Genomic DNA, 25,436 nt, shown 5'->3' on the forward strand with positions numbered 1-25,436 from the left:
GGACCGGAGGATGGCGCGAGGCTCGCATGCTTCGACAGGCTCGGCACGGGCGGTGAGGGGGGGGCGGGGAGATCCGCCCCAGCGCAGACCGCCGGGGACCGTTCAGCCTGAGCCTGTCGAAGGCCGTGCGCCGAAGGTCAGTACGTCCGCTCCAGGATCTTGTTGTCGCTCGAGGCGCCGTTTTCGAAGTAGCCGAGCCCGTAGTCGCCCTTGATGGTCGTGCGTTGCATGCGCCGGCCGTACTGGGGGTCGTGGCCGCTGACGGCATGCAGGACGCGCCAGTTGTCCCAGATCAGCATGTCGGTGGGCTTCCAGCGGTGCCAATAGGACAAGTCCCTGGCGAGCGTGAAGATCTCGCGGCTGACGGCGTCGAGCAGGGCGTCTCCCTCCGGCGTCTCGTCGCCTTCGATCCCCTCGGCCATCCAGGGCGAGACGTGGAGCACCTTTTCGCCCGTCTCCCGCGTCCAGACGGCCGGGTGGACGGCGCGGGGCGTGTCCTTGGCCGCTTCCATCACCGCGTCGGCATGCGGGTTCTCGGCCAGGCAGAGGTAGTCATCCGGGGCGCCGAAGTGGAAGTTCTGCATGATGACGTTCATGCGATAGAGCACGTTGCGGCCCTCGATCCTCGCGCGCAGGTCGGGCGAGAGCCGCTCGTACAGCTCGATGCCGTCGACGAAGCCGGTGAGGCCGTCCTGCGGCGGGATGTCGATCGCGCGCAGCACGCCGGCGCGGTTGAGCTCGTTGTTGTAGGCATGGTCGAAGTGCCAGGGCAGCCACTGCGTGACCTCACGCCCTTCCACGTGGATGCGCCCTTCCGGCCAGGGCTTGCAGGTCATGTCGATGACGCCGGGCATCGTGTCCTGATCGACCCGCGGGACGGCCTTGCTCGGGTGGTCCTTCATCGGGCCGAAGATGTTGGACAGCGCCACGTGCATGGCGCCCGAGGGCTCGACGTCTTCGAACACGATCATGCCGTGGCGGGTGAAGAGGGCGTTCACTTGGTCCCGGACCCGGGGATCGTGCGTGTCCGGTTCGGTCAGGCCGAGGATGCGGATGCCGAAATCCCGGCCTTCGACGAGCGGACGGACATTCAACTCAGCCAAGGCTTCTCTCCTCTTGTCGTCAGCCAGCCTGTGCGGGCTGGACCAGCCGGGCCCCGTCGGGGTTCGCCTGCGGCGTACCGTGGGTCGCATGCCATGCATCTGCCGCATCGTAGCAGGCCTCCACAATCCCCGAATAGGTACGCCGGAAGTGCGCCCGCTGGTCCGGATGGTCGAAAACGAAGGCGCGATCGTGCCGCACCGCATCCAAGACCATGGGAGCGATGGCGTCGGGCGTGTAGAAGTCGTGGCTGTGGGCAACGCTGGACGCTTCGGTCACTTCGAGCTGGCCCTTCGCCGGGCCGCCGAAGCGTGCCGGACGGTAGCGGGCGTTGTTGTCCTTCATCCCCGTGGCGACCCCGCCGGGACAATAGCTGGTGGTGTGGACGTTGTGCTCGGCCAGCTCCAGGCCCAGGTTCATCATCAGCCCGATGATGCCCGCCTTGGCGGCGGAGTAGGGCGCGTGGACGGGAATCCATCCCGGCAGCAGCCCGGCCATCGAGGCCGTGGCGCAGATGTGGCCTTCGCGCTGCGCGATCATGTCCGGCAGGAAGGCCCGCGTCGTGTTCATCACACCGTGGAGATTGACCTGGAGAATCCAGTCGACGTCGTCGTCCGTCATCTCGACCAGCGGATCGAAGGAGGTCGCCCCGGCATTGGCGAAGAGCAGCTGGACCGGGCCGAACGCCGCGTCCACCGCCTGCTTCATCGCCCGGATCGAGGCGCGGTCGCACACGTCGCACGCCACCGCGATCGCCTCGCCCCCCTCGGCGCGGATGGCTTCGGCCACCGCCTCGGCATTGCCGGGCATGATGTCGGCCACGGCGACGCGCGCGCCCTGGCGGGCGAGTTCCTGGGCCAGCCCCATGCCGATGCCGCTGCCTCCGCCGGTGACGACGGCGCTGCGGCCCTCGATCTCGGTCATGTTCCTCTCCCTTGTCAGCCGTGCCGGGACCAGCTTACGCCAGGACCGGCTCTTCCGCCTTCAGCAGCGGCATGACCTTGTCGGCAAAGAGTTTCATCTGCTCGTACACGTCTTCGTAGGGCATGCCGCCGAAGCTGAAATTGGCGATGATCTCGTAGTCGCCGACCATCGACTTGCGCTCCAGGTGCTTGTCGTAGAGCTCCTCGGGCGTGCCGATGAGATTCCCGCCGACGTAGTCCTTGTAGGCCTTGTCCGGTCCGCCCCGCGCGGCGGCCATATCGCCCATGTAGGCGTAGGTCGCGTAGCTCGGCAGGTCCTTGAAGTGCGGGCTCATGAACTCGTAGTGGTTCGCCACCTGCAGGAACTGGGCAGCGAAGTACTTGTCGGTATAGTCCGTCACCTTGGCCCGGTCGGCGAAGCAGACCATGAAGTCCGAGATGATGAAGGGCGGCGCGGCCTTTCCGTGCAGGGCCTTGAACGTCGTGCGGTACTTGTCGATCTCGGGCATGGCCTTCGACCAGTCGCCCTGGCTGAAGCGCAAGGCCTTGAGTCCGTATTCCGCCGCGACTTCGCACGACCCCGGCGACATCGAGACCATGACGCAGCGGTCGCGCGTCCAGCCCTGCGGACGCGGCCGGATCTCGGCGCGCGGCTGCTGGAACCACTTGCCGTCGGCTTCGACCACGCCGGTCTCCAACCCCTCCATGATGATGAGCGCCGCCTCGTCGAACATCTCGCGGCTGTCGGCCAGGCTGCGGCCGAACTTCTCGAACTCGCGCCGCGCCGCGCCCCGGCCCATGCCGAGGTAGAGGCGCCCCTCGCACAGCGCATCGAGCATCGCGACCTTCTCCACCACCCGCAGCGGATCGTTCCAGGGCAGGATGACCGCCGCGGGCATCAGCTTGATCGTCTTGGTCTTCGCGGCCACCCAGCTCAGCGCCTGCAAGGGGTCGGGGCAGGCGGCGTAGTCGGTGAAGTGGTGCTCGACCATCGCCGCGAAGTCGAAGCCCATCGCCTCGGCCTCGACCGCGAGCTGGGTCTCCTTGCGGAAGAACTCGTAGTCGGGCAGCCCGTGAAGGTTCTGGTAGCCCAGGTGTACGCCGACCTGCATGTGTCCTCTCCCTTGTGTCGTGTCAGGCGACCGCCGCGGCGATCCGCCCAGGTGCGGTGACCGGCTCCTCCCCGTTGAGGGTGCAGCGGTGGAATTCCCGCGCGCTGCCCGCTTCGAACGGCATGGCGCGGTGCATGGTGCCGGTGTTGTCCCAGATCGCCAGGTCGCCGAGCCGCCACTGGTGGCGGTAGGTGTACTTCTCTTGCGTCGCGTGGATCATCAGCCGCTGCAGCAGGTCGTGGCTCTCGGCCGGGTGCATGCCTTCGATCCAGGCGGCCGAGGTGCTGAGCACGAGCGAGCGCCGGCCGGACTTGTGCTGCCACACGAGCGGGTGCGAACGCTGGGGATAGGAGGACCACAAGGCGAACTCCTCGGGCGTGCAGTCGCGCTTGGCGGGAAACAGGGCCGCCTGCATCGTGTGAACCACTTTCAGGCTGGAGAGCCGCTCCTGCTCGGCGCGGGGCAGGTCCTCGTAGGCGGCGTAAGTGGTGGCGAACATGGTGTCGCCACCCTCATTAGAAAGGCGATAAGGAGCGAACAGCGTCGCGAAAGGCGGCACCGGCTCGTACGTACCGTCCATGTGCCACAGCAGGTTGCCGAACAGGAAACGAGCGTAATCGGGGTTCACCTTGGGGTCGAGGCTGACCTTGAGCACCCCTTCGTCGCCTTCGTTCAGCACCTTGCCGTCGGCGGCGCGCTTGGCCGAACCGATCCGCAGGTCGCCCAGCGAGCGAGCGACCTGGCGCAGCTCCTCGTCGCTGAGGTGGAGGTCGCGGATGACGAGCGCGCCGCGCCGGACGAGCAGCTCGCGCAGTTCGCCGGCATAGTCCCCGCTCAGCAGGCCGGCCTTGTCCAGCAGGATCTCGGACCCGATCGACGGCGTCAGGTCTCGCGACGGCAAGGCCATGGCATCCTCTCCACTTCCGCGGGTCGGCCTCAAAAGGTCGATCCTCACGTATGTTACCTTAATCGTTTCATTAGCACCGATTCGCGGTGACGTCACGTGCGTTATAGTGGGATATGTTCCGCTGGACGTTTTATATCGTCGTTGCGTGGCCTCCACTGCCCCGCTAGGGTCGCAAGCGAGACGAGAGATCGAGGCGAACCATGGTGCCCAGTGCCTGACGGCGATTCATCCGAAGCGCTCCGGCGCCGCCCGGGGCGACCCTCGCTCAGCAACGAGGAACTGCTCGACAAGGCGCTCGATCTCTTCGTGGAGAAGGGCTTTGCCGGCACCAGCATCGACGCGATCTGCGCCGCGGCCGGCATGGCCAAGCGGACGGTCTATGCCCGCTACGGCGACAAGGAGGCGCTGTTCAAGGCCGCGCTCGACCGCGCCATCGCGGACTGGATCGTCCCGCCCGCGGCCCTGCGCGCGCAGGAGAGCGAAGACTTCGAAGCGACCCTGCTGCGCATCGGCACGCTGCTGGTGGAAAACGTGCTGGGGCCTGCCGGCCTGCGGCTGCTGCGCCTGACCAATGCGGAATCGGTGACGATGCCCGAGATCGCGCTGGAGAACGTGCGCCTCGGCACCGAGCCGACGCTGCACTATCTGGCGGACCTGTTCCGGCGGCACCTGGGCGGACCGAATGGCGATTTCCCCGAGGCGGAGGACGCCGCTCAGGCCTTCCTCAGCCTGGTGGTCGGAGGGCCGGCCAGCAACGCCGCCTGGGGCATGCGGCTGGACCCCTCGCACGTCGAGCGCCACGTGCGCTATTCGGTCCACCTCTTTCTCCACGGCGCGCTCGACCGGGCGCCGCGCGAGGGCCCCGGTGAATTGCGCCGCCTGTTGCGCGAAGCGGAGGAGGGGCTGCAGCTCGCCCGGCAGCGGGTCGAGCAGGCCGGGCGGCTGGTGCGCGAGTGAGGCGAGCGCGCCGGAGGTCCTGTATCGACCGCGTCAGGTGGCTGAGCGGCTCCGCGCCTGTCAGCGGTCGGTGGTCACATGCGCCATCAAGGCCTCGTCCAGCGCCTTGGGGCTGAACGGCTTGAGCCGGTCGAGCCGACCGGCCCGGACCAGCGCGGGCCAGTCCGGCTCCGCGATCATGGCGCGCCCGACCGCCACGAGGTCGAAGTCGCCGCGGTCGAACCGTCGCATCAGGTCGTCCAGGCGGTGCAGGTCGAGCGCGGAATCCCGCCCGTCGGCCAGATTGGCGAAGAAGTCGCTGTCGAGCCCGATCGAGCCGATCGTGCAGGTGGGCACGCCAGTGACCTTCTTCACCCAGCCGGCCAGGTTCAGGTCCCCGCCATCGTCGAATGCCGGCTCCCAGAAGCGGCGCTGCGAGCAGTCGAAGAGGTCGACGCCAGCCTCGACCACGGGGGCGAGCAGTTCCTCCAGTTCCTGCGGGGTGTCGGCGAGCCGCGCCGCGTAGTCCACCATCTTCCACTGCGACAGGCGCAGGATCAGCGGCATGCCGGGCTCCAGCTCCTCACGGCAGGCGCGGATCACTTCGGCTGCGAAGCGGCCGCGGGCGCGCGCGCTGCCGCCGTAGCGATCCTCCCGCCGGTTGAGCGCCTTCCACAGGAACTGGTCGATGAGGTAGCCGTGGGCCCCGTGAAGCTCGACGCCGTCGAAGCCGAGCTCCACCGCCTTGCGGGCACCGCGCGCGTAGGCGGAGATCACGTCGTCGATCTCGGCCTGGGTCATGCCGTCGCAGACCCGGTTCGCCGGATCGATCCAGCCCGAGGGACTGACTTGTCCCAGTTCCGGCCGATAGGCGAGAGGCCCACCCGTCAGCACGTCCGGGCCGCGATAGATCAGGCCGACGTGCCACAGCTCGGGCACGCAGAGCGCACCGGCCGCGCGCACTTGTGCCGCCACGTTGCGCCAGCCCGCGAAGGCATCCTCGCCGTGGAACCGCCCGAGCAGCGGGTTGTCGCCGGATGAGGGGTGGTCGATGTAGACGCCCTCGGTCACCACCAGGCTGGCGCCGCCCTGCGCCCGCCGCGCGTAGTAGCGCGCCGCGTCCTCGCCCGGGACACCGCCTTCGCAGACCTGCAGGCCCATCGGCGGAAAGACGATGCGGTTGGGAAGGGTGTGCCGGCCGAGCCGGAACGGTGTGAACAGCGCGCTCAGATCGGTCATGTCGGCTCTCCCGAAGCCGCGCCCGTCTACGCCCTGTCCAGGTCCTCGGGCCGGTCCACATCGAAATGTATGGCCGGATCTGGACAGTCGTCAAATACGACATCGCCCCGGCGGCGCAGCAGCCGGCCGGCGCCCTCGTCGCCGGTGAGCGTGGCGATGTCGGGGAAGGCGCGGGAGGAGAGCAGGACGGGATGCCCAGGCTTGCCCTGGTGGCGCGGCATGGCGGCGTAGCCGGTGCCGATGATGGCGGCCAGGCGCGCCGCGACACCTTGCGGGATACGCGGCATGTCGCCGAGGAAGACGAAGGCGCGGTCCGCGTCCGCGGCGGCAGCGATGGCCGCCTTCAACGTGTCCGAAAGCGCCGTGCTGGCGAGCCGCACCACCTCGACCGGTGGGGCGCCGGCCCAGTCGCCCGTTGCCAGCCCGGGCCGCGCCACCACGACCACCCGTGCCACCGGGGCAGCGCGCGCGGCGCGGATCGCATGGAACAGCAGCGGCTCGCCATCGAGCAGGGCCGAGAGCTTGTCGCTCCCGAACCGGGTGGCCTTGCCGGCGGCGAGCACGATTGCGACGGTGCGTGGGCGCTCCACCCTCAGGCGCGCTCGTGCGCCGGGTTCAGGGCCTGCATGATCTCGGCGATGATCCCGGTGGCGACTTCCCAGGGCGACTTGCCCAGGCCGGGGACACCGGGCGAGAGTTGCAGGCGGGCAAGCTCCTCGGGGCTCGCTCCGGCCGCTTCCAGCGCCGCCCGGCGGGCGGGCGCGCGCGAGCGGGCGCCGATCATGCCGACGTATCCCGCACCGCCCCGCAGGGCCGCGAGGCAGCCGCCGAGATCGTGGTGGTCCTCGTGCGTCGCGCCCAGGTATGCGGTCCAGCGATCGACCTTGAGCCGCGCGAGCGCCTCGGCCGGCTCCTCGCGCACGTACTGCGCGACCGGAAAGGGCGGCGGAGCGTGGGGGCCGCCGGGCCGCAGGAGGATGGTCTCGAACTGCGCCATGGCCCCGAGCCGGGCGGCGGCGAGAGCGCCAGGATCGCCGCCGGAGACGATCAGGCGCCGCGGCGGGTCGTAGCGGCGCGCGATCCGGAACGGCTCGGCGGTCAGCGCGAGCAGGGGGCCGGCAGACTCGCTGGTCTCCTGGCTTTCGCCATCGCTGATCCAGGTGCAGGAACGGCGCTCGGCGGCATGGCGCAGCAAGGCCTGGACGGCCGGGCTTTCGGGCAGCACCCGCTCGAGCAGCACGTGCAGGGCGCCGCCGCAGCGCAGGCGCAGGTCGATCCAGGGACTGCCCATGCCGTAGTGCAACCGGCGCGGCTGCCCAACGGCGAGCACTTGCGCCGCGTGATGGGCGACGTCACCCTCGATGCAGTCGCCCGAGAAGTAGCCGCTGGCCGCGACGGTGCCGTTCGCGCCGGCGGTGAACAGCATCTGCGCGCCCGGGCCGCGGGGAGCGCTCCCTTCCACCTTGAACAGCGTCGCCAGTGCGGCGGGCCGACCCGCGGCCATCGCATCGGCGAGCGAGGGGCGCACATCGTCGATCCAGCCGAACTCGGGCCAGTCGGCATGCGCGATCTCGCCCCCGAGCGGCAGATCCTCGCCAGCCGCCAGCGTGGTCACGAGACCGCCGCCTTGCGCTCGACCCGGTCGCCGACCAGCGGCGCGATCACCAGGCGATGGAGGATGTCTGCCACCTCGCCCGCGGGCAGGCGCTGTGCGCCGTCCTGCGCCAGCCACCACGCAAGGATGTCGAAGGTGGAGCCGGTGCCGTGCATGACGCCCAGGTCCGCCGGCCATTCGGGACGCGCCACCGTCTGGTCGACGAGGCCGCGGGCCTGCCGGATGAACTCGTCGCGCACGAGCCCGGCGGCACCGCCGTTGAGCAGCGCCGACCACAGGACTGCGTTCTCGGCGACGTGCTGGCACAGCGCCACCGTCGACTCGTAGCTGTTCGCCTGGTGCAGGATCGGGATCGTGCGTTCCAGCAGATCGGCGATTTCGTGCGCGGCGATGTCCGCCAGCAACGCCTCCTTGGTAGGATAGTGACGGAAGAACGTGGCGTAGCCGGTTCCTGCCCGTGCCGTGATCTCGCGGATGGTGAGCTGGTCGAAGGACTTTTCTTCCAGCAGGGCGAGCAGGGCGGTGGTCAGCGCATTGCGCGAGCGCACCTGGCGGGCATCGGTAGGGGCGTCGCGCTTGAGGCCGGTCAGGCTGGTGTCCATGTTCCGTCCCGTATCATCGCGACGGCCGTCTGTCTAACCGGGCCATCTCCGCCCTACGGCCAGGTCCCCGCCGGACGGTCAGCCTTCGCCGATGCGATCGGCGAACAGCAGGCGGCCCCCTGAAAGGTGCCAGAGCGCCTCGTTGAAATCGCCGTTACTCATGGCGAAGCAGCCTTCGCTGCGGCCGAGCTTGCCCCACTTGTCGATCATGGTCGCGTCCACGTACCAGGCCGGGTGCATGACGATGGCACGAGGCAGCGCCATCGAGTTGTCGGCATCGAGCCCGATCAGGCGGATCGAGGTGCCGTACTTGCCCTGGTACCACTCGCAAGTGAGATAGGCCCCGCGCGAGCTGGCCTCCGAACCCGGCACGTTCGAGAAGCTCTGCAGCCAGCCGCTATGCGCCGGGTCCGAGCCGCGGCCGTGCGCGACGAGGAAGGAGCGCAGCGTGCCGTTCTCCAGGTTGGCGAAGTGGAGGCGCGGCTTCCATGAGGGCTGGGCGAAATCGACGATGCCGACGAGGTCTGCCCGCCAGAGCTTGGGCCGGACGCGGGACGCCTGCCGGGCCGCCGTTTCCAGCACGCGGCGCTCGTACGAAGAGAGGCCGGAGGCCAGCGCCGGCGCGGACATTCCCGCGGGGAACGTGCTGGCAAGCGTCGCCGCGGGGCCTTCGCCCGGTGCGGCCGCGCCGGACGGGTCCAGCAGCCCCGTGCTGTCAGCCGCGAAGACGCGCGAGGGCAGCGCAAGCCCCACGCCCGCGACCAAACCACCCTTGAGGACCTTCCGCCTGCTCTGCGCCCGATTCATAGTTGCAGGAATAACACGCCCGGCCGCAGGGTTCCACCGCCCCGTCGTTCGGCCGGCGCATCCCAGGAGCGATCCGACGCAACCGGAGTTTGGCCCCGGCGCCTCACCGGCCCACCGGCTCAGGCACCGGCCTCGAGCGGCTTGCGCTGGTGCTGCGCGATCCAGTCCTCCAGCACCGGCGCGATGCGCTGGCGCCACTTGCTGCCGTTGAAGATGCCGTAGTGGCCGACATCCTGCGCCAGGTAGTACTTCTTGCGGGCTTCGGGCAGGTGGCTGGCCAGGTGCAGCGCCGCGCGGGTCTGGCCGATGCCCGAGATGTCGTCCTTCTCGCCCTCGATCGCCAGGAGCGCGGTGTCGCGGATTCCCGACAGGTCGATGCGCTCGCCCCGGTGGACGAACTCGCCCTTGGGCAGCGAATGGCGCTGGAAGACGTGCTCGACCGTCTGCAGGTAGAAATCGGCGGTCATGTCGCAGACCGAGCGGTATTCGTCGTAGAAGGCCTTGGTCGAATCCGCGCTTTCCCCGTCGCCTTCGACGAGGTGCTTGAACATTGCGTAGTGGCTCATCATGTGCGCGTTCAGGTTCATCGCCATGAACCCGGCGAGCTGCAGGAAGCCCGGGTAGACCCGGCGGCCGGCGCCCGGATAGGTCATCGGCACCGTGGCGACGACGTTCTGCTCGAACCACGAGAGCGGCTGCTGGATGGCCACGTCGTTGACGCTGGTGGGGGCCTCGCGCGTGTCGATCGGCCCACCCATCATGGTGAGCGTGGCCGGCCGGCAGGGGTGCTCCTTGGCGCCCATGATCGCGGTCGCCGCATAGGCGGGCACCGAAGGCTGGCACACCGCGAGCACGTGCGTGCCGGGGCCGATATGCTCCAGAAAGCCGATCAGGTAGTCGATGTAGTCGTCGAGGTCGAAGCGGCCGGCGCTGGGCGGCACCATCTTCGCGTCGGCCCAGTCGGTGATGTAGACCACGCAGCGCTCCACCATGCGGGCGACCGTGCCGCGCAGCAAGGTGGCGTAGTGGCCGCTCATCGGGGCGACGATCAGCAGGCGCGGCGCGTCCTCCGCCAGCCCGGGGTGGTCGAAGCGCAGCAGGTTGCCGAAGGGGCGATGCAGGACGATCGATTCGGTGACCGGATGCGACCGGCCGTCCACCGTCACCGTCTGGATGTCGAAGTCGGGCTTGCCGCGCGGGGCGGCGGCGTGGGCGAAGACCTCCAGCGCCGAGGCCATGACCGGGCCCACCCCCGAATAGCCGAAGGGCAGCGACGGATTGGTCAGCATCTCGGCACCGGCCGAGGCCCAGGCGGCCGCGCTGCTCAGGATGGTGCGCTGCAACTCGTAGGCATTGTAAAGCAAGATCAGTCTCCTGGCCGAATCCGGCCTCCATCGACATGTTATGCCCTAAATAGGGAGGGGGACGGCAATGTTGCAATGCGGCATGCGTGTTTTCGCGGGTCTTTGCCGGCACGATGCCGCGCCCCGTCATCTGGCCCGTCATCCGGCCCGTCATCTGGCGACGGGACCGGAGCGGGGCCTTTTCCTGAGCGGCGCGACCTTGTAAGGCCCGCCGCATGGATGGGACGCAAGGCAATTCCCCGGAGGCGGAGAGCACGACAGAAGGCAAGGCGCGGCGGCGCAGCCTGGGCCCGCTGCGCATGGTGTGGCGCGAGATGCTCACCTATCCGGGCCGCATGGCAAGCGCGGGAATCGCGCTGATCGTCACCGCGACCTCCACGCTCGCGATCCCTTACGGCTTTCGCCAGATCATCGACCAGGGCTTCGCGCAAGGCGCAGATCCGCACGCGATCCGCTGGTGGTTCCTCATGCTGCTGGGCGTCGTCACGGTGCTCGCGGTGGCGACGGCGATCCGCTTCTACTCGGTCTCGTGGCTCGGCGAGCGCGTCGTGGGCGACATCCGCCGGCGCGTGCAGGGCCACCTGCTGACCCTGGCGCCCAGCTTCTTCGAGGAGAACAGCCCCAAGGAAATCTCCTCGAGGATGACGGCGGACACCGCGATCATCGAGCAGATCGTCGGCACGACCGTCTCCGTGGCGCTGCGCAACGCGATCATGGCGGTGGGCGGGGTGATCTATCTCTTCGCGCTGGCGCCGGGCCTGACCGCCGGGCTGATCGTGGCCATTCCGCTGGTGATCCTTCCGATCGCCGCCTTCGGGCGCAAGCTGCGCGCGGTCTCGCGCTCCAGCCAGGACCGCGTCGCCGACATCGGCGCGCTCACCGCCGAAGTGCTGGGGGCGCTGCGCGTGGTGCAGGCCTTCAACCAGGAACGGCGCGAGCAGGAGCGCTTCGCCCTTGCGGTGGAGCGCACCTTCGACACTGCGCGCCGACGCATCCTGATCCGCGCGATCATGACCGCGGTGATCATGTTCCTGATCTTCGGCGCGATCACCGTCATCATGTGGCGCGGGGCGATCGGCGTGGCGGAAGGTACCATCACCGGCGGCACGATCGCCGCCTTCGTGGTCACCGCCGGGATCGTGGCGGGCGCCTTCGGCTCGCTCACCGAAGTCTATGGCGACCTCGTCCGCGGCGCCGGCGCCGCCAGCCGCCTCGCGGAGCTGCTGGGGGAGCGCCCGGCCATCGCGGTGCCCGCACGGCCGCAGCGCATGCCCGAACCCGCCCGCGGCAAGCTCGCGTTCGAGCGGGTCACCTTCCGCTATCCAGCGCGGCCCGAGCTGCCGGCGCTGCACGATTTCAGCCTCACGGTCGAGCCGGGCGAGACGGTGGCGATCGTCGGCCCCTCGGGCGCGGGCAAGTCGACGCTGTTCCAGCTGGCCGAGCGGTTCTACGACCCCCAGAGCGGCGCCATCAAGATCGACGGCGTGCCGCTCGTCTCGGCGGACCCGGCCGAGATTCGCGCGCGCATCGCGCTGGTGCCGCAGGAGGGCGTGCTGTTCGCCGCATCGGCGCGGGACAACTTGCGCTACGGCAACTGGCAGGCGGACGACGCGGCGATCTGGCAGGCCGCGCGCGCCGCCAACGCCGAGGCCTTCCTCCAGGCGTTGCCGCAAGGCCTCGACACCTTCCTGGGCGAAGACGGCGGCCGGCTCTCGGGCGGGCAGCGCCAGCGCGTCGCGATCGCCCGCGCGCTGCTGCGCGATGCGCCGATCCTGCTGCTGGACGAGGCGACCAGCGCGCTCGACGCCGAAAGCGAGCGGCTGGTGCAGGATGCGCTCGAACGGCTGATGGCGGACCGGACCACGCTCGTCATCGCCCATCGCCTCGCCACCGTGCGGCAGGCCGATCGTATCGTCGTCATGGACGGGGGGCGGATCGTCGAGCAAGGCACGCATGAGAGCCTGAGCCGGGCCGGCGGCCTCTACGCGCGCCTGGCCTCGCTGCAGTTCGACCATCCCCCGGTCCTGCCGCTGGGCTAGGATAGCCCTTTCCGTAACGGCGCGGGAGAGCGCGGCAGCCTCGGCAGGGCGCGGGCGGGAGCCGGGGCGAAGTGCCGCCGGACCGGTGGCATTTTCGACTGGCGTTGCGCGGAGGAGCAATTAAGTTGCGTCCATCGCAGGTCCCTTCCCGACCCGATCTCCTGCCGTCCCTCTTACCATAAGGTCAGGACATGTCCCGAATCCATGGCAAGGCGCTCGCATCGAGCGTCGCACTTTCCGTTCTCGCTCTGGCCGTCCCCGCCCTGGCGCAGGACGCCGCCCCCGCGACCACTTCCGCCACCGGCCAACCCGCGGCGGCGCCTTCGCTCTCGCCTTCGGCCGACTGGGGCGCGTTCGGCGTGCAGACGCAGTGGATCGACCGCTCGGTGAAGCCGGGCGACGACTTCGACGCCTTCGTCAGCGGGGTCTGGAACAAGACCGTGGAGCTGCCGGCGGACCGCACCCGCTGGGGCTCCTTCATCGAGCTCGACGACATGTCGGAGCAGCGCGTCCACGCGATCATGGACGCGCTCGTCGCCTCCAAGCCAGCGACCGGCAGCGATGGCGGGCGGATCGCCGCCGCCTACACCGCCTTCATGGACGTCGATGCCATCAACGCCGCCGGGCTCGCGCCGGCCCGGCCCTACCTCGACCGGATCAATGCGGCGAAGACGCCGGCCGACCTCGCGCGGCTTTTCGCGGCGCCGGGCTTCGCCTCGCCGATCGGCCTCGAAGTCGACGCGGACGAACGGCAGAGCGACGTCTACGCCGTGAACGCCGAGATCGCCGGGCTGGGGCTTCCGGACCGCGACTACTACCTGAAGACCGACGCCCGGTCGGTCGAGCTGCGCGACAAGTACAAGGCCTATCTGGCATTCCTGCTGGGCAAGGCCGGCTATGCCGATCCCCAGGCCGCAGCGGAGGCGGTGCTAGCGCTCGAAACCCGGATCGCGCAGGCGGACTGGGACCGCGCCGGTGCCCGCAACCGCGATCTCACCTACAACAAGCTCTCGGTCGCCGAGTTCGAGGCGATGGGCGCACCGGGCGTGGTGAGGACCTTCCTGGAAGCCTCGGGCGCCGCCAAGGCGAGCTACGTGCTGGTCGCCGAGATCCCGCCGACGGCCGGCGAGTTGAAGGCTGCGCGGATCGACGCGGCGAAGGCGCAGGCGCTGTTCGGCCCGGGCATGCCGGGGCTGGTCACGCTGATCGACGCCGTGCCCGTCGCAACCTGGCAGGCTTACCTCGCCGCCCATTTCCTGAGCGATCACGCGGCGGTGCTCCCCTCCGACATCGACCAGGCCTCGTTCGAGTTCTACGGCCGCACGCTTTCGGGTCAGCCGGAGCAGCGGGCCCGCTGGAAACGCGCCATCGCGGCGGTCGAGGGGATGGCCGGTGAGCTCGTCGGCAAGATCTACGCCGAACAGTACTTCCCGCCCGAGCGGAAGGCGGCGATGGCCGACCTCGTCGCCAACTTGCGCAAGGCGATGGCGGCGAACCTCGAGGACCTCGCCTGGATGAGCCCCGCCACCCGCGTGGAGGCGAAAGCCAAGCTGGACGCGTTCACGCCCAAGATCGGCGCTCCGGAGACCTTCAAGACGTATGAGGGGCTCACCTTCTCCGCCACCGATCCGCTGGGCAACGCGACGGCGGCGACGCGGTGGGAGACCGACTTCCAGATGAACCGCATCGGCCAGAAGGTCGACCGCAGCGAATGGGGCATGCTGCCGGAGACGGTGAACGCCTACTACAACCCGACTCTGAACGAGATCGTGTTTCCCGCCGCGATCCTGCAGCCGCCGTTCTTCAACCTCTCCGCGGACCCGGCGGTGAACTATGGCGGCATCGGCGCGGTGATCGGCCACGAGATGGGCCACGGCTTCGACGACCAGGGCGCCAAGTCGGACGGTACCGGCAACCTGCGCGACTGGTGGACCCCGTCCGACAAGGCCGCGTTCGAGAAGCTGCAGGACAAGCTGGCCGCGCAGTACGACGCCTTCTGCCCGTTCGACGACGGCAAGACCTGCGTGAACGGCCGCCTCACCATGGGCGAGAACATCGGCGACCTCGGCGGCCTCAGCCTGGCCTATCGCGCCTACAAGCTCTCGCTGAACGGCAAGGAAGCGCCGGTGATCGACGGCTTCACCGGCGACCAGCGCTTCTTCATGGGCTGGGCGCAGGTCTGGCGCTCCAAGGTCCGCGAGGAGCAGGCGCGCCAGTTCCTGGTGATCGACCCGCATGCCCCGCCGCAGTACCGCGTCAACGGCATCGTCCGGAACTTCGACGAGTGGTACAAGGCGTTCGGCGTCAAGCCCGGCGACGCGCTCTATCTCGCGCCCAAGGACCGCGTGCGGATCTGGTGACGTTGCGGGCCTCGGCCGGGATTGCGGATGCCCCTCCACCGCCCGCGAAGCGGGCGATCCCCTCCCTGGGACAGGCTCGGGGAGGGGGCCGCGCGCGGCGCTGAGGGAGGGGGTTCCTTCGACCTCCTTGCGCAGCCGGCATCCGCGCCAGCATCCATGGCCAGCATCGGCCAGCGCCATAATTCCGCAGCGCAGCATCGACCGCTTGACTTGCCCGCCCGGTCCGGCATGACCTCGGCTCCATGGACCTGACCTTCACCGCGATCCTCCTCGGCATTGTCGAGGGCCTCACCGAGTTCCTGCCGGTCTCCTCGACCGGGCACCTCATCCTGGCGACGCGGCTGTTCGGCTACGATGCGAGCCAGTGGGCGACGTTCAACATCGTCATCCAGCTCGGTGCGATCCTGGCGGTGATCGTGCAGTTCTGGCGCACCTTCTGGGCGGTGGGCATGGGCCTGCTCAGGCTCAACCCCACCTCGGTCCGCTTCGTGCGCAACGTGCTGCTGGCCTTCATCCCCTCTGCAGCGCTGGGCCTGCTGCTCAAGGACCAGATCGAGGGGCTGCTGGGAGAGCCGGCGGTCGTCGCCTGGGCGCTGATTATCGGCGGCATCGCCATCCTGGGCGTCGAGAAGGTCGCCCGCCCCGGGCCACTCACCGGCGTCGCGGAACTGCCGGCCAGGCAGTGCCTGGGTGTCGGCCTGGCGCAGTGCCTGGCGATGGTGCCGGGGGTCAGCCGCTCGGGCGCAACGATCATGGGCGCACTAGCGATGGGAATCGAGCGGCGCACCGCGGCCGAGTTCAGCTTCTTCCTCGCCGTGCCGACGATGATCGGCGCCACCACGCTCGAACTGCTGGACCACCGCGACGAGTTGATGGCGGGCGCCGGGCCGGTCGGCTGGAGCGAGATCGCGGTCGGCTTCTTCGTCTCGTTCGTGGTGGCGCTCGTGGTCATCAAGGCGTTCATGGCCTTCGTCAGCCGCTCGGGCTTCGCGCCCTTCGCCTGGTATCGCATCGCTGCCGGGGCGCTCGCCCTGGTCCTGCTCGCCAGGGCCTGAACCATGGGGAAGGGCCACCCCGACACGCTCGGCCGCAAGACCTACGAGACGCTGCTGGAACCGATGGAGCAGGAGCTCGTCGGCATGGCGCGCTGGGCGCAGGTGACCGGCGCGCGGATCCTGGTGCTGTTCGAGGGGCGCGACACCGCCGGCAAGGGCGGCGCGATCAAGGCGCTCTCCGGCCAGCTCAATCCCCGCCAGTGCCACGTCGTCGCGCTCGCCGCACCGAGCGAGCGCGAGCAGGGGCAGTGGTACTTCCAGCGCTACGTGCCGCACCTGCCCGCGCGGGGCGAGATCGTGCTGTTCGATCGCTCGTGGTACAACCGGGCGGGTGTCGAAAAGGTCATGGGCTATGCGGGCGAGGCGGAGGTCGACGCCTTCCTGCGCCAGGCCCCGGTGTTCGAGAAGCTGCTGGTGGACGACGGCATTCTGCTCTTCAAGTACTGGCTCGCCACCGACCAGGCGCAGCAGGAGGAGCGGCTGGCGGAGCGGCTCGAGGACCCGCTCAAGCGCTGGAAGCTCTCCCCCGTCGATGTCGCCGCGCGCGACAAGTACCAGGCCTATACCGCGGCGCGCGAGGCCATGCTGGCGGCCACCCATACCGCCCATGCTCCCTGGACGCTGGTCGATTTCAACGACCAGCGCCGCGGCCGGCTGACGCTGATTCGCGATCTGCTGGACCGGCTGCCGGACACCCGCTGCGAGGCACCCGAACTCGATCTGCCGCCTCTGGAGGGGACGCTCGGGCACGAGAAATTCGGCGTTGTTCAGCCGATCCCGCCTCTCCCGCTGCCGTGATGCGCGCGCCCGCGCTTGACTTTGCGCCTGCGATCTCGCATGGGCCGCAGCCTTGAGAGGGCGGTGCCCGTGCGCCGCCCCTTGTGGTATTGTCGAAACGCCGGCCTGCCAGGGCGGCTGAAACTTAGAGAGTACAGGAACCCGCCATGGCGAAGCCCGCAACCGTCAAGATCCGTCTGGTCTCGACCGCCGACACCGGCTTTTTCTACGTGACCAAGAAGAATCCCCGGAACACGACCGAGAAGTTCAGCTTTCGCAAGTACGATCCCGTCGCGCGCAAGCACGTCGAGTTCAAGGAAGCCAAGATCAAGTAAGGTTCACGGGCGGTTCAACCCCGTGGACCCAACGGGAAAGCCATGAACCGCACCAAGAAGACCTTTCGATCCTGTGTCAGCGCGGCCGCTTTGGCCGCGCTTTCCGTTCCGGCCCTCCTGCTTCCGGTCGCTGCGCCCGCCGCCTCGCCGGCCGACGCGCGGCAGCTGGACCAGGCCGTGGAAGCGCTGCGCGCCATCTCCACGATGAAGGCGGACTTCGTCCAGACCGACCGCTCGGGCGGGACGGTGCGCGGCACGCTGACGCTCAAGCGCCCGGGACGGATCCGCTTCCAGTACGAGAAGAGCGCCAATATGCTGATCGTGAGCGACGGCAAGGCGCTGACGCTCATCGACTACGACGTGCGCCAGGTGCAGCGCTGGCCGATCAGCAACAGCCCCCTCGGGGCGCTGCTCGATCCCAAGCGCGACGTCGCCAAGTACGGCAAGGTCCTTGCGACGGGCAATCCCAACGTCATCAGCATCGAGGTGCGTGACCGCTCGCACCCGGAATACGGCGTCATCACGCTGATCTTCACGCGCAAGCCCTCGGCGCCCGGCGGGCTCGAGCTCAGCTACTGGGTCGCGCTCGATTCGCAGAACAAGCGCACCACCATCAGCCTGTCCAACCAGCGCTACGGCGTGCCGGTCACCGACAACGATTTTCGCTGGACCGACCCGCGCCCGCGCAACCGTCGATGACGCCGAACGGCTGGTCGCAGGTCGTTCGCTGGTAGCGACAAACAGCGACAGTTTTCTGTACCTCGTTCACTTGGCAGCAAGGCGAAGCGTCCTACATAGGGTTTGTCAGAACGGCTTGAGGCGGGTTTTCCCCCCTGTTGCCCGCGCCTCCTGAGTGGTCGTTCTGATACTAGCGTGACGAACGCTTACAGGAACCCTCGAGCCTCTGCCCCCGGCTCGAGGGTTTTTGTATGCGCGCTCGTGTTTGCGCATCCCCCTCTGCATGCGGCGATTGGGGCCACCCTCTGGCGTTTCCCGCGACCCGTGCCTAAAGCCCGCGCCATGAAGATCGCCACCTGGAACATCAACTCCGTCCGCCTGCGCATCGACCAGGTGGAGCGGCTGCTCACCGAGCAGGCGCCCGACGTGCTATGCCTGCAGGAGATCAAGGTGGCCGAGCACCTGTTCCCCCACGAGATGTTCGAACGGCTGGGCTACACCCACCGCGCCATCCACGGGCAGAAGGGCTATCACGGCGTCGCCACCGTCTCCAAGGTGCCTTTCCGGGACTTCTCGCGGCATGACTGGCAGGACAACGGCGAGGCGCGCCATGTGGGCGTGGAGCTGCTCGGGGCCGGGCAGGGGCTGATCCTCGAGAACGTCTACATTCCCGCCGGCGGCGACGTGCCGGACCGGGAGGTCAATCCCAAGTTCGGCCAGAAGCTCGACTTCCTGGAACGCATGACGCGCTGGGCCGACCGGATCGACCGGCCCACGCTGATCGTGGGCGATTTCAACATCGCCCCGCTCGAATGCGACGTCTACGATCACAAGGCGCTGCTGAAGGTGGTCAGCCACACCCCGGTCGAGGTCGAGACGCTCCAGCGCTTCCAGGACGCGCATGGGTGGGTGGACATGGGCCGCACCTTCATCCCGGCGCCCGAGCGCAACTACTCCTGGTGGTCCTATCGCAGCTACTGGCGGCAGAAGGACCAGGGCCGCCGGCTCGACCACATGTGGGCCTCGCCCGAGCTGGCGCCCCAGGCGCGCGCGCACCACTTTGTGGAGGAGACCCGGCGCTGGGAGCAGCCGAGCGACCATGTGCCGCTGATTACGGAATTCGCGCTCTGAGCGGCGCCACGCCTTCGCCCCGCGCGCGCCGCGTCGCGCTCGCGCTCGATGCGCTGCGCCATGGCTGGGCGGTGCGGGTCGACGGCGGCGATGTCCTGCTGCCGGCCGAGACCGGCTTTGCCGAGGGCGTGAGCGCGCAGCGCATGCTGATCTCGGCGGCACGGGCGGCCACGCTCAAGCTCGCCAACCAGCGCGAGGCGGCGGTGCCCGAAGCGCCGGTGCTGATCCGCGCGGCCGAGCCGTTCGACCTCGAGGCGGCGCGCGCCGTGGCCGACCCGGCGCTGGACCTCGCGCATCCCATGAAAGGGCCCTTCGCGGCCGAGCCGATCGACGACACGCAGGCGGCGCGCACCGCGATGGAGCTTGCGAGGCTGGCCGGCATCCTTCCCGCCTTCCTCGTCGCGCCCGCCATCGGGGACGAGGTGCAGGACGTCACCACCTCCGACCTCGCGGCGTGGAAGGACACCGGGCACCTGCGGATCGCCTCGCGCGCCCGGCTCCCGGTCGCGGCTGCCGAGAATGCCGAGATCGTGGCGTTCCGCGCCCGCGACGACCTGCGCGAGCACGTGGCGCTGGTGATCGGGATGCAGGACGGCGCGCGGCCGCCGCTCGTGCGGCTTCATTCCGAGTGCCTGACGGGCGACATCCTGGGCAGCCTCAAGTGCGACTGCGGGCCGCAGCTGCACGCCGCGCTGGCCGCTATGGACGCCGAAGCGCGTGCGGGCGGCTGGGGCGTGCTCCTCTACTTGCGGCAGGAGGGCAGGGGCATCGGCCTGGTCAACAAGCTGCGCGCCTACAGCCTGCAGGACCTCGGCTACGATACGGTCGACGCCAACAACCGGCTCGGCCTGCCGACCGAGGCGCGGGACTTTCCGGTCGCGGCGCGCATGCTGGCGCTGCTGGGAGTCCATGCCATCCGGCTCATGACCAACAACCCGGCCAAGGTCGCGGCGCTGGAAGGCGTGGGCGTGCCGGTGATCGAGCGCGTGCCGCATCGGCTGCCGCCCAACCCCCACAACGCGCGATACCTCGACACCAAGCGGGACCGGACCGGACATCTGCTGTGACGCTGCGCAGCCGGGCTCTCCGATTGGCGCGGGCGCTCAGGGACCCTATCTGAGGTCGTATGCCCGAGCTTCCCGAAGTCGAAACCACCGTCCGCGGCCTTGCCCGCTACCTGGAGGGCGAACGAATCGCCCGCGTGACGTTGAACCGGGCCGACCTGCGGCGCCCGTTTCCCCCCGACCTGGTCCAGGTCCTCACAGGCGCGCGCGTCACCGGGCTGGGGCGGCGGGCCAAGTACGGGCTCATCCATAGCGATCGCGAGCAGACCATGGTGTTCCACCTCGGCATGTCGGGGCGGTGGCGGATCGAGCCCGAGGCGCCTGACCGGCACGACCACCTGGTGCTGGAGACGGGAAGCGGGTACGTCCTTGCGCTCAACGACGCGCGGCGCTTCGGCTCGGTCGATCTGGTGCCCACGGCGGCGCTCGATACCTGGAACGCCTTCGCCGCTCTCGGCCCCGAGCCTTTGGGCGACGGGCTGACGCCGGGACACCTGCACCGCGCCTTCGCAGGGCGCCTCGCACCGATCAAGCAACTGCTGCTGGACCAGACGATCGTGGCGGGGCTCGGCAACATCTATGTGTGCGAGGCGCTGTTCCGGTCCGGCATCAGGCCCGACAAGCCCGCCGGGCGGGTCTCGCGCGCGGCGCTGGCCCGGCTGGTGCCGGCGATCCAGGATGTGCTCGGCGAATCGATCGCGGCCGGCGGATCGACCATCCGCGACTACGCGCAGCCCAACGGCGAACTCGGCTACTTCGCCGCCTCGTGGCAGGTCTATGGGCGCGAGGGCGAGGCCTGCTCCTGCGGTGCCCCGGTGTTGCGCCGGGTCCAAGGCGGTCGCAGCACGTTCTGGTGCCGCAAGTGCCAGAAATAGGCGGTTTGCGGCACCCTGCGCGGGTTGACGCAATCGCCCTTGAACGCTAAGGGGCGCGCTTTCCGGCGAGTCCGCTCGCCAGCAGCAGATTCGTTAGGCAAGGGGCCGCCCGGCGGCCATACAGAGGAAATTCGATGGCCAATACGCCGCAAGCCCGCAAGCGCATCCGTCGCAACGAGCGCCGTGCAGAGATCAACACCAACCGCGTCAGCCGCATCCGCACCTTCGTGAAGAAGGTCGAGAGCGCCCTGGCCGGTGGCGACAAGGACGCGGCGGCGGCTGCCCTCAAGGAAGCACAGCCCGAGCTGGCCCGCGGCGTGGCACGCGGCGTGCTCCACAAGAACACCGCTGCTCGCAAGCTCTCGCGTCTGACCAAGCGCGTCGCGGCGCTCTGAGTCGAACCGAGTCGCGGACCGGGGATGGTTGCACGCGGCAACCGTCTCAAGGACGAAACATGAACGGAGCCGGGATCGACGATCCCGGCTCCGTTCTTGTTTTTGCTGCAGTGCACCATGACTGAACGCAAAACGTGGGAATTGCTGCGATTCGGCGCGCTGCGTCGCGGAACATTTTGATTTTTAAGCACATTACAGTTCGGCGACGCAAATGCGGCACTCCTCGTTGAGTCAACCTTCATAATTTTTTTTATTTGGGGAGGCGCGTCTTGCCTGCGGTGCGAAGCGCTACCTAAAAGGGTCCCGGCCGTTGCGGAACGTGCCGGGGAAAACAGCGAAAGCAGTGAAACGAGGGCCGCGAACATGCGTTTGCGGCTTGGGAAGGTTTTACCCTGCTGATGCTGGCGTTCGCGTTCCGCAAAGCCGTGGGTGATCACGCGAGCAGAGGGGAGTTTCCGCGGTGTCGAATACGTCAGCAGGTCAGCCCTCGGTCAGTCACGCGGTCGATCAAGGTACGAACGGTGTGAACAGGAAGTCGAAGGCGGTGCGAGTAGCGATGGAAGAGGATCAGGAAGCCGTGAACTTGGCGGCGGACTGGGCTGACATCAGCCAAGGGCTCCGCAAGGACCTGGGCCACCAGGCGCACAGCCAGTGGATCAAGCCGATCCAGCCGGGCAACTGGTGCAAGGAGACCGGCACGCTGGACCTCTACCTGCCGACGGAATTCTCGGCCAACTGGGTGAACGACCGCTTCGCCGACCGCCTGTCGCTGGCGTGGAAGATCGCCCGGCCCGACGTGCGGCACGTGCGCATCCTGGTCCATCCCGGCCGCCGCCAGCTGCCCGAGCTGCGCCTCGGCAACGGCGGCCGCCCGGCTAGCGCGCCGGCCAACGATTCGGCGGCCGGCGCCGTCGATCCGCTGTCGGTCGCGCTCGCCGGCGAATCGTTCGCGGCGCTCGGCCAGGGCCCGGCGGGCATCGACGCCTCGCAGACCTTCACCAGCTTCGTGACCGGCGCCTCCAACGTGCTCGCCTGCAATGCCGCGCAGCGCATGGCCGCCACCGAGACGCCGCAGTTCTCGCCGCTCTACCTCAAGGCCGCGACCGGCCAGGGCAAGACGCACCTGCTGCACGCGATCGGCCACGCCTACCTGGCGGCGCACCCGCATGCGCGGATCTTCTACTGCTCGGCCGAGCGCTTCATGGTCGAGTTCGTCCAGGCGCTGCGCCAGAACCAGATGATCGAGTTCAAGTCGCGGCTACGCGGGTTCGACCTGCTGCTGGTCGACGACATCCAGTTCATCATCGGCAAGGCCTCCGCGCAGGAGGAGCTGCTCTACACGATCGACGCGCTGCTGCAGGAAGGCAAGCGCCTGGTCTTCGCCGCCGACCGCGCGCCGCAGGCGCTCGACGGGGTGGAGCCGCGCCTGCTCAGCCGGCTGTCGATGGGCCTCGTCGCCGACATCCTGCCCGCCGACATCGAACTGCGCCGCTCGATCCTCGAGAATCGCCTGCAGCGCTTCGCCTCGATCGACGTCCCGGCCGACGTCGTGGAATTCCTGGCGCGGACGATCAACCGCAACGTGCGCGAGCTCGTCGGCGGCCTCAACAAGCTGATCGCCTATGCGCAGCTGACCGGCCAGGCCGTCTCGCTCCAGCTGGCGGAAGAGCAGCTTACCGACATCCTCTCCGCGAATCGCCGCCGGATCACCATCGACGAGATCCAGCGCACGGTCTGCCAGTTCTACCGCATCGACCGCACCGAAATGAGCTCCAAGCGTCGCGCCCGCGCCGTGGTGCGCCCGCGTCAGGTGGCGATGTACCTCGCCAAGGTGCTGACGCCGCGCTCCTACCCGGAGATCGGGCGCAAGTTCGGCGGCCGCGACCACTCGACGGTGATCCACGCCGTGCGGCTGATCGAGGAGCTGCGCACGCGCGACGCCGACATGGACGGCGACGTGCGCTCGCTGCTGCGCCAGCTCGAGAGCTGACGCTGTCCCGGCCTCGTACCGGGTTTCGCACAGGCTTATCCACAAGCTCCGCTGCGGGACGGGCGCCCGTGGCCGTCCGTGCTGCAGCCGAGGAACGCGCTTCACCCCCCGCCCCGCATGCTGTAGGCGCCAGGGCATGATTCCCGCGATCTTCTCACAGGCTCTCCTCCGCGGCGTGCGTGGCCGATGCCCGCGCTGCGAGGAAGGCGGCCTGTTCCGCAAGTGGCTGAAGCCGCGCGAGCGCTGCCCCGCCTGCGCGCTCGACCTTACCCCGCAGCGCGCCGACGACTTCCCGGCCTACGTGGCGATGCTCGTCACCGGGCACTTGCTGGCGCCGCTCATCATCGCGCTTTCGCTCGACTATGCGCTGGGGCCGCTGGCGATGATGGCGATCCTGGTGCCGCTGGCCCTGGTGATGATGCTGGGGATGCTGCAGCCCGCCAAGGGCGGTATCATCGCCACGCAGTGGTGGTTCGGCATGCACGGCTTCGTCAAGGAGCGCCTTCCCGAGGACAGCGCCGGTTCATGAGCCTGTCCGCGGACCGGCTGGGCCGCTTCGCGCGGCACATCGTGCTGCCCGAGGTGGGGGGCACCGGACAGGTGGCCCTGTCGGACGCGCACGTGGTGCTTGTCGGCTGCGGCGGGATCGGCAGTCCGTCCCTGCAGTACCTCGCCGCAGCCGGCATAGGCCGCCTGACGCTGGTCGACGATGACGGGGTGGACGTCAGCAACCTCCAGCGGCAGACGATTTACACGCCGTCGGATGTCGGCAGGCCCAAGGCGGAAGCGGCAGCCGAATGGGTGCGGCGGTTTGATGTTGGCCTGAAGGTCGATCCCATCGTGGCGCGGCTGGGGGAAGGCAACGCGCGCGACGTCCTTTCCGGCGCGGACCTCGTAGTGGACGGCTGTGACAACTTCGCGACTCGGCTGCTGGTGTCGGATACCTGCGTAAAACTGGAGACGCCGCTCACCACTGCGGCGATCGGCCGGTTCCAGGGCCAGGTGGCGAACTTCGCCGGTCACCTGCCTGGGCAGGCGTGCTACCGCTGCTTCGTGGGCGATGCGTTCGACGCGGTGGATTGCGACACCTGCGCCGCCGACGGCGTGCTGGGCGCGATGGTGGGGATGGTCGGCACCTTTGCGGCGATGCATGCCATGCGCGTGCTGCTGGCGGGTCACGCCGCCTTTGGAGAGCCGCAGTTCGGCACGCTCCACCTTATCGACGGGCTGGCACCCTCGATGCGGCCGCTCAGGATCGCCAAGGACCCCGCCTGCAAGGGCTGCGGCCCTGAGGCCTGAGCGCGGCCGATCACGCCGGCCGTGCCAGCATCTCGTCCACCCAGGCCGGCACCAGCTCGGTCGCCGGGCCATGGCGCGCCTCGTCGAACCAACGCGTGCCCTGGCTGGGTTCCAGGTTGAGCTCCAGCGTCGCCGCGCCCAGCTCGCGCGCGTTGCGCACGAAGCCGGCGGCGGGATAGACCGCGCCCGAGGTGCCGATGGAGACGAACAGGTCCGCCTCGCGCAGCGCCGCGAAGATCGCGTCCATCCGATAGGGCATCTCCCCGAACCACACCACGTCAGGACGCAGCGAGGCCTCCCCGCAGGCGGGGCAGGGGGGACGGTCGATCAGCGGCCCGGTCCAGGGCGAACGCACGTCGCAGGCGGTGCACCAGGCGTTGAGGTGCTCGCCGTGCATGTGGAGCACGCGGCTCGCGCCAGCACGCTCGTGCAGGTCGTCGACGTTCTGGGTGACGATCAGCAGCTCGCCGTCCCACGCGCGGTCGAGCCGCGCCAGCGCCAGGTGCGCGGCGTTGGGCTGCTTTGTCTGGATCGCCGCCCGGCGCATGTCGTAGAAGCGCAGGACGAGATCGGGATCGCGGGCGAAGGCTTCGGGCGTGGCGACATCCTCGACGGCATGGTTTTCCCATAGACCACCTGCACTACGGAAAGTGTCGATCCCACTTTCGGCGGAAACGCCTGCCCCGGTCAGAATCACGATGTTTCGGATGGTCACCATGCCTCAAAAGATGGCCGGTCGAGGCCATGTCCGCAACGTTGGCGACTGGCGTCAGAGGGCTTGTTGAGGCGAGGTGGTGGAAAGCGGCCATTCACATGATAAGTCTCCGCCATG

General features: G+C 69.0%; 25 protein-coding genes. 14 read left to right on the forward strand and 11 right to left on the reverse strand.

Features of this window, described 5'->3' with window-relative positions; all coding sequences use genetic code 11:
• Positions 1 to 137 precede the first annotated feature (137 nt).
• The 4 genes from ACFFJC_RS15520 to ACFFJC_RS15535 are packed head-to-tail and all read right to left on the reverse strand — an operon-like array spanning position 138 to position 4,043.
• A complete protein-coding gene (locus ACFFJC_RS15520; protein ID WP_379488391.1) occupies positions 138 to 1,103 on the reverse strand; it encodes a TauD/TfdA dioxygenase family protein in 966 nt (321 codons plus the stop codon).
• A 19-nt stretch (positions 1,104 to 1,122) separates the two neighbouring features.
• Positions 1,123 to 2,025: an SDR family NAD(P)-dependent oxidoreductase gene (locus tag ACFFJC_RS15525; protein WP_379488392.1), complete on the reverse strand. Its 903-nt coding sequence runs from the start codon at positions 2,023 to 2,025 to the stop codon at positions 1,123 to 1,125.
• A gap of 34 nt (positions 2,026 to 2,059) precedes the next feature.
• Complete coding sequence (locus tag ACFFJC_RS15530) at positions 2,060 to 3,136, reverse strand: LLM class flavin-dependent oxidoreductase (protein WP_379488393.1); 1,077 nt, start codon at positions 3,134 to 3,136, stop codon at positions 2,060 to 2,062.
• Positions 3,137 to 3,158: 22 nt separating this feature from the next.
• Positions 3,159 to 4,043 (reverse strand): TauD/TfdA dioxygenase family protein, encoded by an 885-nt coding sequence (locus ACFFJC_RS15535; protein ID WP_379488394.1) that lies wholly within the window; start codon positions 4,041 to 4,043, stop codon positions 3,159 to 3,161.
• Between the two features lie 210 nt (positions 4,044 to 4,253).
• Between ACFFJC_RS15535 and ACFFJC_RS15540 the strand changes: the two genes are divergently transcribed.
• Complete coding sequence (locus ACFFJC_RS15540; protein WP_379488395.1) at positions 4,254 to 5,000, forward strand: TetR/AcrR family transcriptional regulator; 747 nt, start codon at positions 4,254 to 4,256, stop codon at positions 4,998 to 5,000.
• A 60-nt stretch (positions 5,001 to 5,060) separates the two neighbouring features.
• On the opposite strand, the gene ACFFJC_RS15545 is transcribed toward ACFFJC_RS15540, so the two are convergent.
• The 6 genes from ACFFJC_RS15545 to ACFFJC_RS15570 form a co-directional block, all read right to left on the reverse strand.
• Positions 5,061 to 6,218 (reverse strand): oxidoreductase, encoded by a 1,158-nt coding sequence (locus ACFFJC_RS15545; RefSeq protein WP_379488396.1) that lies wholly within the window; start codon positions 6,216 to 6,218, stop codon positions 5,061 to 5,063.
• Between the two features lie 26 nt (positions 6,219 to 6,244).
• Entirely contained in the window at positions 6,245 to 6,808 is a 564-nt protein-coding gene (locus ACFFJC_RS15550; RefSeq protein WP_379488397.1) for a nucleotidyltransferase family protein, read from the reverse strand.
• 2 nt (positions 6,809 to 6,810) lie between these two features.
• Positions 6,811 to 7,833: an XdhC family protein gene (locus ACFFJC_RS15555; RefSeq protein ID WP_379488398.1), complete on the reverse strand. Its 1,023-nt coding sequence runs from the start codon at positions 7,831 to 7,833 to the stop codon at positions 6,811 to 6,813.
• Positions 7,830 to 8,435, reverse strand: coding sequence for a TetR/AcrR family transcriptional regulator (locus tag ACFFJC_RS15560; protein ID WP_379488399.1), 606 nt, complete (start codon positions 8,433 to 8,435; stop codon positions 7,830 to 7,832). The genes ACFFJC_RS15555 and ACFFJC_RS15560 overlap by 4 nt, the downstream gene beginning before the upstream one ends.
• A gap of 78 nt (positions 8,436 to 8,513) precedes the next feature.
• Positions 8,514 to 9,242, reverse strand: coding sequence for a murein L,D-transpeptidase catalytic domain-containing protein (locus ACFFJC_RS15565; RefSeq protein ID WP_379488400.1), 729 nt, complete (start codon positions 9,240 to 9,242; stop codon positions 8,514 to 8,516).
• 119 nt (positions 9,243 to 9,361) lie between these two features.
• The gene (locus ACFFJC_RS15570; RefSeq protein ID WP_379488401.1) at positions 9,362 to 10,606 is read right to left on the reverse strand and encodes a polyhydroxyalkanoate depolymerase; all 1,245 of its coding nucleotides are present in this window, start codon (positions 10,604 to 10,606) and stop codon (positions 9,362 to 9,364) included.
• A 215-nt stretch (positions 10,607 to 10,821) separates the two neighbouring features.
• On the opposite strand from ACFFJC_RS15570, the gene ACFFJC_RS15575 reads away from it, so the two are divergent.
• From ACFFJC_RS15575 to ACFFJC_RS15635, 13 genes are all read left to right on the forward strand, one after another.
• Entirely contained in the window at positions 10,822 to 12,645 is a 1,824-nt protein-coding gene (locus ACFFJC_RS15575) for an ABC transporter transmembrane domain-containing protein (RefSeq protein ID WP_379488402.1), read from the forward strand.
• Between the two features lie 191 nt (positions 12,646 to 12,836).
• A complete protein-coding gene (locus ACFFJC_RS15580) occupies positions 12,837 to 15,005 on the forward strand; it encodes a M13 family metallopeptidase (protein WP_379488403.1) in 2,169 nt (722 codons plus the stop codon).
• 242 nt (positions 15,006 to 15,247) lie between these two features.
• Positions 15,248 to 16,060, forward strand: a complete 813-nt coding sequence (locus ACFFJC_RS15585) for an undecaprenyl-diphosphate phosphatase (protein ID WP_379488404.1) — start codon at positions 15,248 to 15,250, stop codon at positions 16,058 to 16,060.
• Positions 16,061 to 16,063: 3 nt separating this feature from the next.
• Positions 16,064 to 16,858 carry a polyphosphate kinase 2 gene (gene ppk2 / locus ACFFJC_RS15590; RefSeq protein ID WP_379488405.1) on the forward strand — a complete coding sequence of 265 codons (795 nt, stop codon included), beginning with the start codon at positions 16,064 to 16,066 and terminating at the stop codon, positions 16,856 to 16,858.
• A 146-nt stretch (positions 16,859 to 17,004) separates the two neighbouring features.
• Positions 17,005 to 17,172 (forward strand): 50S ribosomal protein L33, encoded by a 168-nt coding sequence (gene rpmG, locus ACFFJC_RS15595; protein ID WP_054531523.1) that lies wholly within the window; start codon positions 17,005 to 17,007, stop codon positions 17,170 to 17,172.
• A 42-nt stretch (positions 17,173 to 17,214) separates the two neighbouring features.
• Entirely contained in the window at positions 17,215 to 17,871 is a 657-nt protein-coding gene (locus ACFFJC_RS15600; protein ID WP_379488406.1) for a LolA family protein, read from the forward strand.
• Between the two features lie 321 nt (positions 17,872 to 18,192).
• Positions 18,193 to 18,981, forward strand: coding sequence for an exodeoxyribonuclease III (gene xth, locus ACFFJC_RS15605; protein WP_379488407.1), 789 nt, complete (start codon positions 18,193 to 18,195; stop codon positions 18,979 to 18,981).
• The gene (ribA, locus tag ACFFJC_RS15610; protein ID WP_379488425.1) at positions 18,978 to 20,048 is read left to right on the forward strand and encodes a GTP cyclohydrolase II; all 1,071 of its coding nucleotides are present in this window, start codon (positions 18,978 to 18,980) and stop codon (positions 20,046 to 20,048) included. Before xth ends, ribA begins: the two co-directional genes overlap by 4 nt.
• A gap of 59 nt (positions 20,049 to 20,107) precedes the next feature.
• On the forward strand, positions 20,108 to 20,920 hold the full coding sequence (gene mutM / locus ACFFJC_RS15615) for a bifunctional DNA-formamidopyrimidine glycosylase/DNA-(apurinic or apyrimidinic site) lyase (protein WP_379488408.1): 813 nt from the start codon (positions 20,108 to 20,110) through the stop codon (positions 20,918 to 20,920).
• A gap of 134 nt (positions 20,921 to 21,054) precedes the next feature.
• Complete coding sequence (gene rpsT, locus ACFFJC_RS15620) at positions 21,055 to 21,315, forward strand: 30S ribosomal protein S20 (RefSeq protein ID WP_379488409.1); 261 nt, start codon at positions 21,055 to 21,057, stop codon at positions 21,313 to 21,315.
• Between the two features lie 556 nt (positions 21,316 to 21,871).
• Positions 21,872 to 23,305: a chromosomal replication initiator protein DnaA gene (gene dnaA, locus ACFFJC_RS15625; RefSeq protein ID WP_379488426.1), complete on the forward strand. Its 1,434-nt coding sequence runs from the start codon at positions 21,872 to 21,874 to the stop codon at positions 23,303 to 23,305.
• Positions 23,306 to 23,441: 136 nt separating this feature from the next.
• Positions 23,442 to 23,834, forward strand: a complete 393-nt coding sequence (locus tag ACFFJC_RS15630; RefSeq protein WP_379488410.1) for a DUF983 domain-containing protein — start codon at positions 23,442 to 23,444, stop codon at positions 23,832 to 23,834.
• Entirely contained in the window at positions 23,831 to 24,604 is a 774-nt protein-coding gene (locus ACFFJC_RS15635; RefSeq protein WP_379488411.1) for a HesA/MoeB/ThiF family protein, read from the forward strand. Before ACFFJC_RS15630 ends, ACFFJC_RS15635 begins: the two co-directional genes overlap by 4 nt.
• Positions 24,605 to 24,614: 10 nt before the next feature.
• Here ACFFJC_RS15635 and ACFFJC_RS15640 read toward each other — a convergent pair whose 3' ends face one another.
• Entirely contained in the window at positions 24,615 to 25,322 is a 708-nt protein-coding gene (locus ACFFJC_RS15640) for an NAD-dependent deacylase (RefSeq protein WP_379488412.1), read from the reverse strand.
• Between the last annotated feature and the right edge of the window lie 114 nt (positions 25,323 to 25,436).

The sequence above is a fragment of the Novosphingobium soli genome, assembly GCF_042432915.1.
GTDB classification, from domain to species: Bacteria; Pseudomonadota; Alphaproteobacteria; order Sphingomonadales; family Sphingomonadaceae; genus Novosphingobium; species Novosphingobium soli.

Excerpts from the sequence above, each read along its gene's own strand:
- ACFFJC_RS15560 (WP_379488399.1), bottom strand. The coding sequence starts at position 8,435 with ATGGACACCAGCCTGACCGGCCTCAAGCGCGACGCCCCTACCGATGCC.
- xth (WP_379488407.1), top strand. The coding sequence starts at position 18,193 with ATGAAGATCGCCACCTGGAACATCAACTCCGTCCGCCTGCGCATCGAC.
- rpsT (WP_379488409.1), top strand. The coding sequence starts at position 21,055 with ATGGCCAATACGCCGCAAGCCCGCAAGCGCATCCGTCGCAACGAGCGC.
- ACFFJC_RS15580 (WP_379488403.1), top strand. The coding sequence starts at position 12,837 with ATGTCCCGAATCCATGGCAAGGCGCTCGCATCGAGCGTCGCACTTTCC.
- ACFFJC_RS15565 (WP_379488400.1), bottom strand. The coding sequence starts at position 9,242 with ATGAATCGGGCGCAGAGCAGGCGGAAGGTCCTCAAGGGTGGTTTGGTC.
- ACFFJC_RS15575 (WP_379488402.1), top strand. The coding sequence starts at position 10,822 with ATGGATGGGACGCAAGGCAATTCCCCGGAGGCGGAGAGCACGACAGAA.
- ACFFJC_RS15640 (WP_379488412.1), bottom strand. The coding sequence starts at position 25,322 with ATGGTGACCATCCGAAACATCGTGATTCTGACCGGGGCAGGCGTTTCC.
- ppk2 (WP_379488405.1), top strand. The coding sequence starts at position 16,064 with ATGGGGAAGGGCCACCCCGACACGCTCGGCCGCAAGACCTACGAGACG.
- dnaA (WP_379488426.1), top strand. The coding sequence starts at position 21,872 with ATGGAAGAGGATCAGGAAGCCGTGAACTTGGCGGCGGACTGGGCTGAC.
- ACFFJC_RS15635 (WP_379488411.1), top strand. The coding sequence starts at position 23,831 with ATGAGCCTGTCCGCGGACCGGCTGGGCCGCTTCGCGCGGCACATCGTG.
- ACFFJC_RS15600 (WP_379488406.1), top strand. The coding sequence starts at position 17,215 with ATGAACCGCACCAAGAAGACCTTTCGATCCTGTGTCAGCGCGGCCGCT.
- ACFFJC_RS15525 (WP_379488392.1), bottom strand. The coding sequence starts at position 2,025 with ATGACCGAGATCGAGGGCCGCAGCGCCGTCGTCACCGGCGGAGGCAGC.
- ACFFJC_RS15535 (WP_379488394.1), bottom strand. The coding sequence starts at position 4,043 with ATGGCCTTGCCGTCGCGAGACCTGACGCCGTCGATCGGGTCCGAGATC.
- rpmG (WP_054531523.1), top strand. The coding sequence starts at position 17,005 with ATGGCGAAGCCCGCAACCGTCAAGATCCGTCTGGTCTCGACCGCCGAC.
- ACFFJC_RS15630 (WP_379488410.1), top strand. The coding sequence starts at position 23,442 with ATGATTCCCGCGATCTTCTCACAGGCTCTCCTCCGCGGCGTGCGTGGC.
- ACFFJC_RS15585 (WP_379488404.1), top strand. The coding sequence starts at position 15,248 with ATGGACCTGACCTTCACCGCGATCCTCCTCGGCATTGTCGAGGGCCTC.
- ACFFJC_RS15545 (WP_379488396.1), bottom strand. The coding sequence starts at position 6,218 with ATGACCGATCTGAGCGCGCTGTTCACACCGTTCCGGCTCGGCCGGCAC.
- mutM (WP_379488408.1), top strand. The coding sequence starts at position 20,108 with ATGCCCGAGCTTCCCGAAGTCGAAACCACCGTCCGCGGCCTTGCCCGC.
- ACFFJC_RS15530 (WP_379488393.1), bottom strand. The coding sequence starts at position 3,136 with ATGCAGGTCGGCGTACACCTGGGCTACCAGAACCTTCACGGGCTGCCC.